The sequence below is a fragment of the Rhizobium sp. BK379 genome (assembly GCF_014193955.1).
GTDB lineage: Bacteria > Pseudomonadota > Alphaproteobacteria > Rhizobiales > Rhizobiaceae > Rhizobium.
In genome coordinates, this window is the sequence record NZ_JACIAD010000005.1 from 318949 (window position 1) to 334020 (window position 15072).

Sequence of the window (15072 nt, forward strand, 5' to 3'; positions counted from 1 at the left end):
CCGTTTTGCAAACGCTACGCCGGCCAAAAGGGTTCCCCGTTTGGCCGCACGAATCGCCGGAAAATCAGCTTGGAGATTGCTGTTGCCCGACCGGATATCCCTCCTGGGGATTGGCGACTTCGCTGCCGTCTATCGACACACTGTAGCCGCCAGCATTGGACGCTTTTGAGACCGAAATGCGGTATTTGCTTCCGTCGCGTTCGATCTCTGCCGCAAACCCGTCCCAATTGGAAGGGAGCGACGGGTTCACAAAAAGTTGTCCACCCTTTAGCCGGATACCGAGGATACCTTCCACAGCCGCGCGGTACAGCCATCCGGCCGAGCCGGTGTACCAGGTCCAGCCGCCCCGCCCGACATAGGGGGCATGTCCATAGACATCGGCCGCCACGACATATGGCTCGACGCGATAGCGTTCGGCGGCCGCCTTATTCAGCGAATGGGTGATCGGGTTGAGGATCTGGAAACAGCGCAAGGCATCGTCGCCCCGCTTCAATTCCGCCAGCGCCATGACCACCCAGGTCGCGGCATGCGTATACTGGCCACCATTTTCGCGAACGCCGGGCGGATAGGCCTTGATATAGCCTGGATCCTTCAGCGATCTTTCAAAAGGCGGTGTGAAAAGGCGGATGATCCGGGCATCTTCGTCAACCAGCCGGTCGAGTACCGCATCCATCGCCTTGGCGGCCCGCCCTGGATCACTTTCACCTGAGAGCACGCTCCAGGATTGTGCAATCGAATCGATCTGGCATTCCAGGCTCTCCTTCGAGCCGAGCGGCGTACCGTCGTCGAAAGTGCCGCGACGATAATAGTCGCCGTCCCAGGCAACGGTTTCGAGCGCTTTTTTGAGGTCGACGAGATGCGCGTTCCAACGCTCGACACGGGGTTTGTCGCCCCGCTCCTCGGCATAAGGAATGAAGGAGCGCAGCGTGCCGGCAAGCAGCCAACCGAGCCAGACACTCGTACCCTTGCCGTCTATGCCGACACGGTTCATCCCATCGTTCCAGTCGCCGCCGAGGAAGAGCGGCAGGCCATTCGTCCCCTTGCGTGCAATGGCAAGATCGAGCCCCAGTGCCGCATGCTCATAGATGCTTGCCGTATCCTCGGATACTTCCGGTTTGAAGAAGGAGTCATGTTGGCCTTCCAGCAGCGCCGGACCTTCGAGGAAGGCGAGTTGTTCGTCGAGCACGCTCTTGTCGCCGCTGACGCTGCAATAATGATCAATCGCATAGGCGAGCCAAACGACATCATCGGAGATAGTGGTGCGTACGCCAGCTCCAGTCCCCGGCAGCCACCAGTGCTGCACGTCGCCCTCGCGGAACTGTCGCGAGGCCGCATTGATAATCTGTCTTCGTGCAAGCTCAGGCTCCTGCAGCACGAAGGCCAGCGTATCCTGCAGTTGGTCACGAAAGCCGAAGGCCCCGCTTGCCTGGTAGAAGGCCGTGCGAGCCATGATGCGGCAGCCGAGGCTCTGATAGGGCAGCCAGATGTTGATGAGCTTGTTCATACCCTGATCCGGCGTCGAGATCTGCAGCTTGCCGGTGAATTCCTGCCAGAAATCCCGGTTTGCCTTCACCGCCTCATCGAACGAGGACTCTCTGATATTGGTAAGCAGGGTGCGAGCATCCTCTTCGGTGGACGCATCGCCCAGGAAGAAAGTGATGTTGCGCTCCTCACCGGCACCGAGTTCGATATCGATCGCGAGGATCGCCGCCGGATCGCCGTCGAGGCCTACCGAGCCGGAAAGAGCAGTAGCTGTCGTCACGGCAACAGGCGCCTCAATCCTCCCGCTTCTGCCTATAAACTCGCGACGGCTTGCCGAGAAACTCGAAATCGTCTCGCTTGCGGCGAAGAAAGCGGTGCGACCCGAATAGTCGATGCTGTAGGGGTTCGTCGCAAACAGCGCCCCTGTCTCCTCGTCAAGTTTCGACAGGATGAAAGAAGCGGTCTTCTGCGGATTATTCCCAAGGATCCATTCGACATAGGCGTAGAGCCTGAGCTTGCGGCTTACAGAACCGGCGTTGCGCAGGCGCAGGCGCTGCAGCTTCACCGGCTTTTCGCGATCTACGGTCTGCGTCACCTCGAGCGCGATCTCGTGCTGCGTGGTGGAGAAGGTGGAATAACCGAGACCATGACGCGCTTCGAAACGAATATCGTTACGACGGGAAAGGCCCGCAAATGGCGTCATAACCGCGCCACTTTCGAGATCCGTTAGGTAGAGCGCCTCGCCGGGACGGTTGATGACTGCGTCATTCGACCAGGGAGTGAGTTGGTAATCGCGCGAATTGACGCTCCAGGTGAAACCGGCACCTTCCGTCGAGACATGGAAGCCGAACCGCTCGTTCGAGATGACATTGATCCAAGGCTGCGGCGTTGCCTGTCCACCCGGCAGGCGCACGACATATTCATTGCTGTCGCGGGCAAAGCCGCCGATACCGTTCCAGAAGTCGAGATCGCCCTCCTCCTCGATGGCAACGGTCTTGATGGACGGAGCCGGCAGTGGCGGTATGCGCTTGACCGGCGTTAGGGCACGCTCGGCTTTTTCCGCGATCTCCGGCATTTCCTTAAGGGGCACAGACAGGACGCGGGCACGGTTGATCTGGTCGACCACTTTGCCGTTCTTTGCATGTAGCGTCACGCGTGAGGCGGCGATCAGCGCCTCATAGGTACTGTCTTCCATCAAGTCCTTGCGGACCGCAAAAATATGCTGACGCAACCCGTCGGCCTGTCCGAGGCGCCGCACGTTTTCGCACATGGCGTCGAGAGCGTGCTGCATATCCTGCGCATAGGACGAGGCGCGCTCATTCATGATGACAAGATCGGCGGCCACCCCGCGCGAACGCAAATATTCCTGCGCCAGCAGCGCTTCGCGGGCGATTTCAAGATCCATGTCGTCATCGATGCGCAGCGTGAAGATCGGGAAATCGCCCGAAATCGCCAGCGGCCAAAGCGCCGACTGCGACTGCATGCCCGCACTGACGGCGCCGTAGTCGCCGCGAAGCTGCATGTCGGGATAGACGAGATGACGGCCGAGATGCTGGAATGCTACCGCTTGCTGCGAGCTGACACCGACATGGCGCATCTGCACCTGTGTGCGCGTCCAGGCCTGGATGAGCTCATGATTGAAGGCATCCGGGTGGCGGTAGCGTTCGACGGCCTTGTCCACCTCGGCACGATCAGGTGCTGCAATCGTCCAGAAGATCACGCTGATCTTCTTGCCGGCCGGCACGCGCACTGTCCGGCGCAACGACAGGACGGGATCCAGCGTGAAACCGTCGGTGCCGGAAAGGCGGACACCCGGATCAAAGGCAGCGGCATTCGAAAGGCTGCGGCCACGACCGATGAACGCCCGCCGCTCGGTTTCGAATTCAGTGTGACGCGTGTCGCCGGCGTTGTCGACGATAAGATGCGCGATACTCATGTTCGGTTCATTCGGATCACGCTTGTTTCGCTCGGCGCGGATGACATCACCGCGCTTATCGATCTCCGTTCTGACGAACATGCGAGCGAAAGCCGGATGCGCGTTGTCCGTCTCGTCGGACGTGATGACCGGCTCCAGATAGGAGGTTACTTCGATGAAGCGATCTTCGGCACCCATGTTGAACAATGTCAGGCGGCGGGCCTCCGCATCATGCTCGGTGGCAACGATACATTCGACCTCACTCAGGAGCTCGCCAAGAACCTTTGTGAACACGGCCTTCTCGTCAGCAAATTCCACTCTGACCGTTTCACCCTCCACGCTCTTCGGCTCCGCTGTCGCCGACCACCATTCATTGGTCGCCGTATCGCGCAGGAAAATGAAATTGCCCCAGCGGTCTTCGGTCGGATCTGGCTTCCAACGAGAAACGGATAGACCGTTCCAACGGGCGTAACCCGCACCTGTTGCCGTCAGCATCAGGGAATAATGACCGTTCGACAGGAAAACGAGCTCTCGTTCGCGCGAAGCCGGATCGTCGACTTTGCGGATGACGGGGCGCATCAGATCGTCCTGGATGCTGGCAGGCGTATTGGATTCATCCTTGCCGCTCATGACCGGAATGTCGCGCGGTGCTTTTTCCTGCAGCAGCAGTTCAGCCGCTTCGATGACCGGATCAGAGTGGAAGAGTTCACGCAGGTGGCCGTTTAAGGCAACGTTGGCGACAGCCGCGATCGACATGCCGTGGTGGTGGGCATAGTAATTGTAGACGACCGCACACTTCTTGCCCTCGGGTACGCGGGTCGGCGTGAAGTCGACGGCGTCGTGAAAGCCGAACTTGCCGAGAGCGCCAAGCTTGCGAAGCCTTTGCAGGTTTTCGAGCGATGCTTCCGGATAGTACTGGCTGGCGAGCAGCGAAGCATAGGGTGCGATGACGGCATTGTGGCCGAGACCGCGCTTCAGGCCAAGCGTCGGCACGCCGAAGTTCGTGTACTGATAGTTGAGGTTACGGTCGCGGGCATTAAAGGCCGCTTCCGAGATGCCCCACGGTGTGCCGAGCTTGCGGGCATGGTTCATCTGTTCGACAACGACGAGATTATTGGTCTGGTTGAGGATGCCTCCACCGCGCTCCTGCATGACGAGTGGCGGCATCAGATATTCGAACATCGAGCCGGACCAGGAGACCAGCGCGCCACGAGCACCAACCGGTACGACCTGGCGGCCGAGCTTGTACCAATGCTCCGTCGGCAGATCACCCTTGGCGATACCGAAGAGCGAGGTAAGACGGCATTCCGAAGCCAGGAGATCATAGCATGCCGCGTCGAGCTCGCCGCTTTCCACGCGGTAACCGATCGACAGAAGGCGACGCTCCGGACGAAACAGAAAGCCGAAATCCATCGAAAAGGCGAGATCGCGAGCCTTGTCGCGGAGCGCTACAAGGCGGGGCCGCAATGCATCGATATTGGAAAGGTCGAAGGTACTGTCGGCGATATGTGCCTCACAGACCTTGACCAGCGACACCGCCCAGGCCGTGACTTCTTCCGTCTGCTTCGACTTCACTTCGTGATGCAGGTTGCCGGCGAGGTTCTGAATGTCGCGCGCCAGGACCGTAAGATTGATCACACGGATGGAGGCAAATTCATGCTCGCGTTTGACGGTGGCAAGCGCATTCTGGAAGCCGGCTATGCGCTCTTCCAGACGGCGACGCAACGGCCGCACGGTCTTGCGATCATCAGGCAGGTCGGCCAGCACTTCACCGAGAATGCCGACGGTGTCACCCACACCGTCGAGATTGCCCTGGACATGCGCCGAAGGTGCTTCCGCCCAATCGCGGCAGGCTGAGGAAATGGCAATCAGGTGACCGGCGAGATTGCCGCTGTCGACTGCAGAGACATAACGCGGTGCAAGCGCCTCAAGCGTATCGGTGTGATACCAGTTGAAAAGATGGCCACGGAACTTCTCCATGCGGTCGACCGTGGAGATGGTCTGCTCCAAGCGCTCGATCGCCTCATGGAAGGAGAACCATCCGAAATGGCGTCCCGAAATGACGGACAGCAGATAAACGCCGATATTTGTGGGCGAAGTGCGCGTCGCGACGATGACGTGGGGCGTTTCCTGAACGTTGTCGGGCGGCAGATAGTTCTGCTCCGCCGTCGTGAAAGTCTCGAAGTAGCGCCACGTGCGGCGCGCGATCTTGCGCAACTCGCTGGAAACCGCATCCGGCACGTCAAGCCGGTCTTCCGTCTCGGCCGACTGGCTCACATACCAGGCGACAGCCGGCGAACAGATCCAGAGCAGCGCGAAGGGAATGCCGACAAGGAAAGAGTCACTGCCGGACAAGGCGGCGAGGGCGACCGACAAAATCGCCAGAACCGGAGCGTGCCAAATCGCTCTGTAATAGGAGAGGATGGTGCCCTGCTTCCCGGCCCCGACACTGGCAGCGGTACGCCATTGCAAGAGTAGCTTGCGGCTGACGAAGAGGCGGTAGAGTGATCGGCCGATCGCATCCACCGTCATGCAGACGGTGTCGGCGATGAAGATGATGCGCAAAGCCACTTGAGCGTTGGCGGCAGCGATATCCGACCAGACAGTATAAAGATGGGCGCTGGCGACTGTATCGCTGCTGCGCGGCATGATGCCGCTGATGAGCGACAGGGTCGGGGCCACAAACAGGCAGAAGATCAAAAGGATCTGCCAGATCAATGCCCCGAAAGGCTCCATCAGATACCAGCCGAGCACCGATGCAAGAAACCAGGCGATCGGTGTCAGCGACCGACGCAGATTGTCGAACATTTTCCAGCGCCCAAGCGCGGTGACGCCGTATTTCGGATTGAAAAGGTAGGGCAGGAGCTGCCAATCGCCCCGCGCCCAACGGTGCTGGCGCGAGGTCTCGACTTCGTAGCGTATGGGAAAGTCCTCGACGAGTTCGAGATCTGTGACGAGCGCGCAACGCGCCATCGAACCTTCGAGAAGATCATGGCTGAGCACCGAATTCTCTTCGATCCGCCCCTTCAGTGAACCCTCGAAGGCATCGACGTGATAGAGGCCTTTTCCGGTGAACGTGCCTTCGCCGACAAGATCCTGATACACATCCGAAACCGTAAAGACATAGGGATCGAGGCCGCGATTGATCGAAAAGATGCGTTGAAAGACCGACGCATCCTTGCCTGTCGTCAGTGACGGCGTCACGCGCGGCTGCAGGATGCCATAGCCGCTTTCGACGCGTCCGCTTTCCGGGTCGATGACAGGGCGATTGATCGGGTGGTGGAGCTTGCCGACGAGTTTGGTGACGCTGTCACGCATCAGGCGCGTATCGGCATCGAGCGTCATGACATATTCGACATCGGCCGGCACGGTGTTGGCGCCCGGCAGATAGGTCGTATCGCGATCACCACGCAATAGCAGGTTCAGCTCGTGCAGCTTGCCGCGCTTGCGCTCCCAGCCCATCCATACGCCTTCGGAGGGATTATAGAGGCGGCGGCGGTGCAGCAGATAAAAGCGCGTCTTGCCGTCATGGGCATAACGGGCCGAGAGATTGGCGACTTCCCGGCGCGCATATTCCAGCACTTCGAGATCGGCTGAAGTTTCCTCAACCTCGCTATCCGGCCAGTCGCTCAGCAGCGCAAAATAGATCTCACCGCGCGGATTGGCGAAATAGTGGACCTCGAGATTGCGTACCATCTCGTCGACACTATCGCGATTGGAAATCAAGCACGGCACGACGAGGAGCGTGCGTGCATCCTCGGGAATGCCCTGCTTGAATTCATAGCCGACAAGCCGCGCCGGCGTGACGAAGAAAGAGAGCACGGTATTGAACAGGCCGCTCGCTCCATCGGAAGCGGGCAGCGAGAAGAGGATCAGCAGCAAGGCGATTTCAATCGGCCCCATGCCGGCACTGACCATGAAGCTTCCAATGACGGTCATGGCGGCGATGGTGACGAGCACGATCGGAACGGCGATAGCCGTCCAGTTGAACTTTCGCACCGAGCGGGCGAGACGTTGCGACAGCGTTGGACGATAGTTTGCGCACGCCTCGAGCTTCAGGCGTTGAGTGCCTGCTATGAACTCGCCGACATTTGGCTGCTGCAGTGGTCGCTCATCGGAAAGTCTCGATTCCGCGACCATGTCCACGGCAAGCTTGGCGATTTCCACTTCGCTCAGCGGCGAGTGCATGGCAAGCTTCTCGATCTGTTTGCGATAGGTATTGCGCGAGCCGGAATCGAGATCGCCATAGTCCGAATGATCCCAGAGCAGCCTGTCGACATGACTGACCTGCTCGACCCAGACGGACCAGTCCGCATCGTTTATCTCCCGCAGACTGCGGATGATGTTACCCATCATGACATTGCCGGAAGAAAGCCGGCTGTGTTCCGCCATCAGCGTTTCTTCGCTGTCACGACCAAGTTTCTCGAGCCGCTCATCGAGCCAGGAAAGGGCGAGGCTCGAAGTCCGCGAGCCATCACGCATGCGATAGAGAAACTGCGTCGAAAACGTATTGTCCTCGGCAAATTCTTCGAGCGTCTTCAGATAGGCAGCGGCCTTTGCCGTGTCGGCAAGGCGCACCAGCTCGTCCGCGGCCTCATTGGCACGGCGGCGCAGGCGACGGCTACGCTCGACGCGGCTCGAAATACGCCGGAGATTTTCGACGAGCACGAAGCGCACAAGCGTCGGCAACGCCCAAAGCTCGCCGATCTTCAGCGTCTCATGCTGCTGGAAGCCTTCGACCAGCGCCGTCAGGCTTTCCTCTGAGACGGTGCTGTGGGTATGGGCGACATAGAGCCAGGCGAGGACAAGCGTGCGCGGAATCCCGACACCGCCGACCTTCATCAACGGCAGTTCGCGATAGAAACGGCGCGGGAAATCGCGGCGGACCTCGTGAATGGCCTCTTCGATGATATAATGGTTGTCGAGCAGCCATTCGGCCGCCGGCGTAATCGTCTCTCCGGCTTCGACATCGGTTGCGGTCGTGCGGTAGACGCGCAGGATTTCCTTCTCGTTCTCCCTGTTGCGCGCGAAGAAGTTGAAAGGTGCGAAGGCAGGCAGCGCGCTGACGGCATTGCGGGCTACATCTTCGCCCAGCACCCTGATGTCTTCGTTGGACAGATAGGTCGAGCGGATCGAGTCGCCTTGGTCGATCTGCTTCTTGTCGGACTCGCGCGACAGGCTTGGAGACGGGCTGGAAATGTTCATGGGTTCGGTTCTGGATCCAAACAACTCTGCGATTTTGGCTAGGTCTGCACTGCTTGCGATGACTGTCGCATGAACGGGTCAGTCATCTTCGACGGCCGGCAAAAGCAGGATCATCAGACGGTTCGCACACTTTTCGGCGATAAATCGTCCGGCTCCATGGCATGACTTTGCGGATGGTCATGGCTATCCGACGCCCCTGCGAAGCCACTGGGGAAACTTGGACACGATCGAAATAATTCAAGGCAATGACCATCTCGCGCTTTCCGCCGTCGGCATGAAAAAGGCGCATGGACATATCCATGCGCCTGCGCGGCGTTCCCGGCGCGATCCGCGCCCCACGCCTACTTTCGGCAATGGGCTAGACTGCGTGGAACAGGTAAAGAAGGATGATGATGGGGATCGGTATACCGAGCAACCACAGCAGGATGCCTTTCATGACCATTCTCCTATGAACACCGAGGTGTCAGGAGAATGCTGATGCATCCTAATTGTTCCGGACGGACATATGCTCGATCAGACGAGCACCATCAGAGTGGCGCTCGAGGACGTGCCGGCATCAGCCGACGACGCCGCAAACCATGGCGACGACGAAAAGGAAAGCCGCCGTGAAAAGTGTTGCATGGATCGCGGTCTGGATTCTGTGCCGCGTGGTGACCGGCTTCTTCGCCGGTACGGATCCGTACTGGTTCACGTGAGTATGCGAAATACCCAGATTTGCCATGTGTCGCCTCCGTCTGTTTGTTTTGCGGCCGAATTGCTGGCTCGCATTTATATTCTTATATTCCCTATAAGGTAGGTAGAGATAAAATTCCGTCCAGAGCAGACGGAAGAGAAAATCCACCCAGGCGTCAACTCAGCAGAGCGTGCGCCATGCCCAGATCCAGGAGCGCTCAACGGCGCCATCGCTCTGGGGTGCATTGGGGGATGTTTCGATCAACCGGCGATCCTTTTCCGCCGGGATGGTCACGGAGGAGGTATCCCTCCGCTCGGCCTTAACCGGAGGATCGAGGTAACCCATGGTCATCCCACCGAGAAAGAACATGCCTCAACCTCCATCGATCACGAAAGCTAACGGTCGTTAACGGGATCATGACAGAACCAAGGCAGCTGTCAATAGTCTAGTCGAATGGTCGTGTTTTAGGAAAACATTATCCTTAACGCCGATGCCGTGCGAGGTTTTTCAAAGGCTTGAAAACATTGGACTTCAAGCCTTCACGAAACCCTTGCTCGCGATCATCAAATTTCGCGTGTACTCCTCGTGAACGCTCCCGGCGGCAAGTTCGGCCGATGTCAGCCGTTCAACAACAGCGCCGCCGCGCATTACGGCAAGCCTCTCGCACATGTGGGTGATGACCCCGAGATCGTGGCTGACCATGACGAAGGTCAGTTTCCTGTCACGGCGGATCTGTTCCAGAAGGTTGAGGACTTCGGCTTGCACGGAGGCGTCGAGCGCCGACGTCGGCTCATCGAGCAGCAGGATCGACGGCTCGACGATCAGGGCGCGGGCGATCGCCACACGCTGCCGCTGGCCTCCGGAGAGCTGATGTGGGTAGCGGAAGCGAAAACCGTTGCCGAGCCCGACCTCGTCGAGCGCCCTGGCAATGCGCTTCTCGCCGTCGCCGATACCGTGGATGGCGAGCGGCTCCAGAAGCAGCCGGTCGACGGTCTGGCGGGGATGCAGCGAGCCATAGGGATCCTGAAAGACCATCTGGACGCCTCGGTAGAAGCTTCTGCTTCGCTTAGAGCCTTTAAGCAACTCGCCATGGATGTGGATCGTTCCCTCACTGACCGGCGCAAGCCCGGCGACCGCGCGCAGCAGCGTCGACTTGCCCGAGCCGGACTCACCGACGAGGCCAAAGGATTCGCCGCTCTCGATGGAAACGCTGACGTCTTTCAACGCGTGGAAATGGTCATAGACGACACCGAGATGGTCTGCAGACAGCGCTGTACTCATGCTGCCCACTCCGGCTTCCGGTCAAGGACCGGCAGCGGATGCCGATCTTCACCGATCTGCGGCATGCAGTTCAACAAGCCCTGCGTATAGGGATGCTTCGCATTGCGAAGCTCGGATGCGGCTATCTCTTCGACAATGCGGCCAGCATACATGACGATGACGCGGTCGCAGAAGGAGGAAACGAGCCTCAGGTCGTGAGAGACGAAAATCAATCCCATGCCACGCTCGGACACCAGCCGGTCCATGATCCTCAGCACATCGAGCTGGACTGTTACGTCGAGGGCCGAGGTAGGCTCGTCGGCGATCAGGAGTTCCGGCCCGGCGATCAGCATCATCGCGATCATTGCGCGCTGACCCATGCCGCCCGAAACTTCGTGGGGATACAAATCGAAGACGCGCTGGGGATCGCGGATCTGCACCGCTTCCAGCATGTCGAGCGCACGGTGTCGCGCCTCGCCCCTGCCGATCCTCTCATGCGTGCGCAGGGTTTCGCAGATCTGCTTGCCGATGGTCATCACCGGGTCGAGCGAATATTTCGGATCCTGCAGGATCATCGCGATACGTTTGCCGCGCAGCTTGCGCCGTTCGGCCGCCGATGTCTTCAGCAGATCGATGCCGCTGAAATCCAGTGTGTCGGCGGTGACGACACCGTGCTTCGGCGTCAGGCCCATGATGGCGCGGCCGGTCTGCGACTTGCCGGAACCGGATTCGCCGACGATGCCCAGCCGCTCCTTGCCGAGTGTGAAGGAGACACCACGCACGGCCTCGATGACGCCGGTCCGGGTCGGGTAGCTGACGCGCAGGTTTTTCACGGTTAGAAGCGAACTCATTGACCAGCCTCCTTCGGATCGAGCGCATCGCGCAGGCCGTCACCCAGGAGATTGAAGCCGAGGCTGACGACGAGGATGGCGATGCCGGGCATGGCCGCGACCCACCATTGGTCGAGGATGAAGCGGCGGCCGGAAGCAATCATCGCGCCCCATTCCGGCAGCGGCGGCTGAGCGCCAAGACCGAGGAAACCAAGGCCGGCGGCCGTCAGGATGATGCCGGCCATGTCGAGCGTAACGCGTACGATCAGCGAGGAGATGCAGAGCGGCATGATGTGCCGCACAATGATGCGCAGGGGTGAGGCGCCCATGAGCTTGACCGCCGAAATATAGTCGGACCGCCGCACGGTCAGGGTCTCGGCGCGGGCGATACGCGCATAAGGGGGCCAGGAGGTGATGGCGATCGCAATGATGGCGTTCTGGATGCCAGGCCCGAGGGCCGCGACGAAGGCGAGCGCCAGCACGAGCTTCGGAAAGGCAAGGAAGATATCGGTGATGCGCATCAGCGTCGCATCCACCCATCCGCCCGCATAACCCGATACCGTACCGACGATGAGTCCGATCGGCGCGGAAATGATGGCGACCAGCACGACGACGAGGAGCGTCAGCCTGGAGCCGTAGACGAGGCGCGAAAAGATATCGCGACCCTGGTCGTCGGTGCCGAGCAGATAACCGGCGCTGCCGGGCGGCAGCAGGCGGGCATTTTTCAAGTCCCCCATGACCGGATTATGCGTGGCGATGACATCGGCAAAAGCAGCGACAAGCAGCAGCGCCAAAATGATGAGCAGACCGACGACGGCGAGCCTGTTGGCGGTGAACTGCCGCCAGGTAACATAGGCGCGGCCGAGCCGGGCCTGCGTGCGCGACTGCGGTCGATCCGACAGAAGCCACTCGCGTCGGCTGATCGGCGTGGAAGGCGTGGTCGGAACCGTCATCGGTTTCGCGTCCTCGGGTCGAGTATCCGATAGAGAAGATCGGAAATGAGATTGATGCCGACAAAAACCGTGCCGATGACGATCGTGCCGCCGAGCACGGCGTTCATATCTGCGCTTTGCAGCGAGTTGGTGATGTAGAAGCCGATCCCGGGCCAGGAAAAGACCGTCTCCGTCAGCACCGAGCCCTCAAGCAGGCCTGCATAGGAAAGCGCAATCACCGTCACGAGTGGCACCGCCGCATTCCTCAATGCATGGCCCCAGATCACCCGCGTTTCCGAAAGTCCCTTCGCGCGGGCCGCCACCACATATTCCTGCGACAGCTCGTTCAGCATGAAGCTGCGGGTCATACGGCTGATATAGGCGAGCGAGAAATAACCGAGCAGCGAGGCCGGCAGGATGATGTGACGGAAGACGTCGTAGAAGACATCCCATTGGCCCTGCCAGGCGCTGTCGAGAAGGTAGAAGCCGGTAACCGGGGTGAAGCTGTATTCGTAGACGATGTCGATGCGACCAGGGAACGCTACCCAGCGCAGCTGCGCATAAAAGACGACGAGCGAGATCAGCGCCAGCCAGAAGATCGGCACCGAATATCCGACAAGCCCGATGACGCGCACGATTTGGTCGACAATGCTGCCGCGGCGCACGGCAGCGAGTACGCCAAGCGGGACACCGATGACCGAACCGATGATCGTGCCGACGGTCGCAAGCTCCAGCGTAGCGGGGAAAACGCGGCGGATATCGACCATGACCGGATTGGTGGTCAGGACGGAATTGCCGAAATCCCCGGAGAGAATGCCTTTCAGATAGATGTAGAACTGCTCGTAAAGCGGCAGGTCAAATCCCATCTCGCGGCGAACGCGCTCCACGACATGGGTCGGCGCGCGATCGCCGAGTATGGCGAGCACGGGATCGATCGGCACGACGCGGCCGATGAAGAAGGTGACGGCCAGAAGGCCGAGATAGGTGGTGACTGCGGCGAAGAGGAAACGCCCCAACGCCTTTGCGAAGGAGAGTGCACGGCCCTTGCGGGGCCGCGCCTCCTGTCTTGTTTCGACAATACTCACTGGATCAGCCTGACCGGCTCATCACTTCGAGATCGGGCCTACATAGTTGGTATCGAAGCTTGGACCCAACTTGAAGTCCTTGAGGCTCTTGCGATAGCCGGCCACTTCGATCTGCTGGAAGATGATGACGAAGGGGCTGTTGGCGAGAAACTTCTTCTGCACGTCCTCGTACATGCCGGCGCGTTTGGCGGCGTCACGTTCGAGCAGGGCAGCCTTGGTTTCCTTGTCAAGCTCGGGCGCTTCCCAGGTATTGCGCCATGCAAGGGTCTTCACCGTGCCCGCGTCGGAATTGTCCGGATTGGAGGTGAAGGTATCGGCGTTGGAGTTCGGGTCGAAATAGTCCGAGCCCCACTGGCCGATATACATGTCGTGCGTGCGGGCGCGGTACTTCGTCAGCGTCTGCTTGCCGTCGCCGGGGATGATCTCCATCTTCACGCCGGCCTGAGCGAGCGTCTGCTGCATGGATTCGGCAATGCCGGTGACCGGCTGTGTGTTGCGTACGTCCATGGTAACCGAGAAACCATCCGGCAGGCCGGCCTTGGCAAGCAACTCCTTCGCCTTGGCGACGTCGAGCTTGTAGGGGTTCTCGTTCAACGCACCGAGCTGCCCCGTCGGCAGGAAGGTCTGGTGGATTTCGCCGATACCCTTGATGAGGGTCGCACCGATCGCGTCATAATCGACGAGATATTTGAAGGCTTCCTGAACCTCGGGCTTCTTCAGGTTCTCGTTCTTGCCGTTGAGGCTGACGTAATAGACGGTGCTCTTCGGCGCATTGGTGGTCGCCAGATCCGCATTCTTGGCAACAGCGTCGAGATCATTGGGCTCGAGGTTGCGGGCGATATCGATATCACCGGCCTCGAGCGCCAGGCGCTGAGCCGAGCTTTCCTTCATGTAGCGATAGATGACGCGGTTAAGCTTCGCCTTCTCGCCGTAATAATTGTCGTTGCGCTCCATGACGACAACTTCGTTGGCGCGCCACTCACGCAGTTTGTAAGCGCCGGAACCGGCATAATTCGTCTTCAGCCAGTCATTGCCGAAATCGTTGTCGTACTTGTGGTCGGCATCGACCGTGACCGGTTTCACATGGTCCACCACCAGCTTCTTGTCGACGACGGAAGCAACCGTTGCCGTCAGGCAGTTCAGCACGAAGCTCGGCGCATAGGCCTTGTCGACAGTGAAGGTGAAGGTGGTCGGGTCGACAGCCTTGGCCTTCTCGGTGACGTTGTCGCCGGTCAAGCCGAATTGGGTGAGAATGAAGGCCGGGCTCTTGTCGAGTTTCACGGCGCGCTCGAAGGACCAGGCAACGTCTTCGGCGGTGATCGGATTGCCGGACGCAAACTTCAGATCCGGCTTCAGTTTGAAGGTGTAGGTCAGGCCGTCATCGGAAACCGTCCAGCTGTCGGCGAGGTCACCCTTGATCTTCGAGGTGTCGTTCATGTCGAGACGAACGAGCAGGCTATAGGTGTTGCTGGTAACCTCGGCCGTCGAAAGCTCGAAAGCCTCGCCCGGATCCATCGAGATGATGTCGTCGATGGCAAAACCTTCGACGAGCGTGTCCTTCGGCGTCTCTGCGAAGGCAGCAGGCGCTGCTACCATCAGGAGCGAAAGTGCCGCCCCTGCGGAAAGAAGGCGGAAGCTGCGGTTCAGTTTGGTAATCATCATGGTTTGTTCCCCTGTTTTGATTGATTAC

9 protein-coding genes are annotated in these 15072 nt (G+C 59.6%); 1 reads left to right on the plus strand and 8 read right to left on the minus strand.

Features of this window, described 5'->3' with window-relative positions; all coding sequences use genetic code 11:
• Positions 1 to 64: 64 nt before the first annotated feature.
• The gene (locus FHT93_RS23245; protein ID WP_183849638.1) at positions 65 to 8602 is read right to left on the minus strand and encodes a glucoamylase family protein; all 8538 of its coding nucleotides are present in this window, start codon (positions 8600 to 8602) and stop codon (positions 65 to 67) included.
• A 217-nt stretch (positions 8603 to 8819) separates the two neighbouring features.
• Between FHT93_RS23245 and FHT93_RS23250 the strand changes: the two genes are divergently transcribed.
• Positions 8820 to 9080: a hypothetical protein gene (locus tag FHT93_RS23250; RefSeq protein WP_162710093.1), complete on the plus strand. Its 261-nt coding sequence runs from the start codon at positions 8820 to 8822 to the stop codon at positions 9078 to 9080.
• A gap of 78 nt (positions 9081 to 9158) precedes the next feature.
• On the opposite strand, the gene FHT93_RS23255 is transcribed toward FHT93_RS23250, so the two are convergent.
• The 7 genes from FHT93_RS23255 to FHT93_RS23285 all read right to left on the minus strand — a co-directional run bounded on the left by FHT93_RS23255 (position 9159) and on the right by FHT93_RS23285 (position 15044).
• Positions 9159 to 9323, minus strand: coding sequence for a hypothetical protein (locus tag FHT93_RS23255; protein ID WP_167669464.1), 165 nt, complete (start codon positions 9321 to 9323; stop codon positions 9159 to 9161).
• A 132-nt stretch (positions 9324 to 9455) separates the two neighbouring features.
• Entirely contained in the window at positions 9456 to 9644 is a 189-nt protein-coding gene (locus tag FHT93_RS23260; RefSeq protein ID WP_112544859.1) for a hypothetical protein, read from the minus strand.
• Positions 9645 to 9806: 162 nt separating this feature from the next.
• Positions 9807 to 10556, minus strand: a complete 750-nt coding sequence (locus FHT93_RS23265; RefSeq protein WP_183849640.1) for an ABC transporter ATP-binding protein — start codon at positions 10554 to 10556, stop codon at positions 9807 to 9809.
• Positions 10553 to 11386, minus strand: coding sequence for an ABC transporter ATP-binding protein (locus FHT93_RS23270; protein WP_183849642.1), 834 nt, complete (start codon positions 11384 to 11386; stop codon positions 10553 to 10555). The genes FHT93_RS23265 and FHT93_RS23270 overlap by 4 nt, the downstream gene beginning before the upstream one ends.
• Positions 11383 to 12318 carry an ABC transporter permease gene (locus FHT93_RS23275; RefSeq protein WP_112970731.1) on the minus strand — a complete coding sequence of 312 codons (936 nt, stop codon included), beginning with the start codon at positions 12316 to 12318 and terminating at the stop codon, positions 11383 to 11385. The genes FHT93_RS23270 and FHT93_RS23275 overlap by 4 nt, the downstream gene beginning before the upstream one ends.
• Complete coding sequence (locus FHT93_RS23280) at positions 12315 to 13382, minus strand: ABC transporter permease (RefSeq protein ID WP_112544862.1); 1068 nt, start codon at positions 13380 to 13382, stop codon at positions 12315 to 12317. The genes FHT93_RS23275 and FHT93_RS23280 overlap by 4 nt, the downstream gene beginning before the upstream one ends.
• A gap of 21 nt (positions 13383 to 13403) precedes the next feature.
• Complete coding sequence (locus tag FHT93_RS23285) at positions 13404 to 15044, minus strand: ABC transporter substrate-binding protein (RefSeq protein WP_183849644.1); 1641 nt, start codon at positions 15042 to 15044, stop codon at positions 13404 to 13406.
• Positions 15045 to 15072 lie beyond the last annotated feature (28 nt).

Bases quoted from the DNA above. Each gene is read 5' to 3' on its own strand.
- FHT93_RS23255 (WP_167669464.1), bottom strand. From the start codon at position 9,323: ATGGCAAATCTGGGTATTTCGCATACTCACGTGAACCAGTACGGATCC.
- FHT93_RS23285 (WP_183849644.1), bottom strand. From the start codon at position 15,044: ATGATGATTACCAAACTGAACCGCAGCTTCCGCCTTCTTTCCGCAGGG.
- FHT93_RS23275 (WP_112970731.1), bottom strand. From the start codon at position 12,318: ATGACGGTTCCGACCACGCCTTCCACGCCGATCAGCCGACGCGAGTGG.
- FHT93_RS23260 (WP_112544859.1), bottom strand. From the start codon at position 9,644: ATGTTCTTTCTCGGTGGGATGACCATGGGTTACCTCGATCCTCCGGTT.
- FHT93_RS23270 (WP_183849642.1), bottom strand. From the start codon at position 11,386: ATGAGTTCGCTTCTAACCGTGAAAAACCTGCGCGTCAGCTACCCGACC.
- FHT93_RS23245 (WP_183849638.1), bottom strand. From the start codon at position 8,602: ATGAACATTTCCAGCCCGTCTCCAAGCCTGTCGCGCGAGTCCGACAAG.
- FHT93_RS23265 (WP_183849640.1), bottom strand. From the start codon at position 10,556: ATGAGTACAGCGCTGTCTGCAGACCATCTCGGTGTCGTCTATGACCAT.